We start from the raw sequence: 709 nt of genomic DNA, 5'->3' as shown, positions 1-709 counted from the left end.
TATTTTTCTTTCAATAAGCCAATTAAAGTTTCAATTCTTTTCCGCTGTCTCAAGTGGTATTCATCAGAAAAAGGCAATAGACTTACTCGCATATTCTTTCTAGGATAAGTAATTAAATCGATATTTTGCTCTAATAATTTGGTTTTTATCGATTTCCCAATATAACCTCTATCTCCATAAACAGTTGCCAATAAGCCATCAACTAATTCTTCGATTTTTCTAATGTCTGAAATGTGTCCAGTGGATAAAACTGTATTCACAATTTGTCCTTCACTATTCATGAGAAGGTGTAATTTGCAACCATAAAACCAGTCTATAGAACTTTTGCCACGAGAAGCAATATCGTCCAAAGCATGGTGACCTCTAGGAATTCTTTTGTTTTTACAAACAGGTAAAGGTGTTGAATCAATCCATAGATATTGACATGCTTGTCCTTTGCTTAAAGCACGGTGTAGTGCATGAATCGCAAGCTGATGTTGGTTAATCAGGCTGAGCATATTTTTATAGCAAGGCAAAGACTTAAATAATTTACTCTCAAATTGATAAAGCAATTGAAAAAATGTTTTAAAGTTATTTACTTGCGAGGTTTTATAACAAATTGCAATCGTCACAATTTCAGAGAGGGATAAGGTTGCTAATCGAATTCGTTTACGCTTATTTTCCTGCTTGAGAAATTGCCAATAGATCGGTTCAAATTTCTTAAAAAAAT

1 protein-coding gene is annotated in these 709 nt (G+C 33.0%); it reads right to left on the bottom strand.

The genetic code is table 11. The annotated features are described in order from the left end of the window. Positions 1-709: IS982 family transposase (locus HLH16_RS12045; RefSeq protein ID WP_171529500.1), on the bottom strand; the 709-nt coding region annotated here is incomplete at both ends.

Source organism: Acinetobacter sp. ANC 5378 (assembly GCF_013004315.1).
Classification (GTDB): Bacteria; Pseudomonadota; Gammaproteobacteria; order Pseudomonadales; family Moraxellaceae; genus Acinetobacter.
The sequence above is the reverse complement of the archived record's forward strand: the minus strand, read 5'-3'. Positions and strand labels throughout refer to the sequence as shown.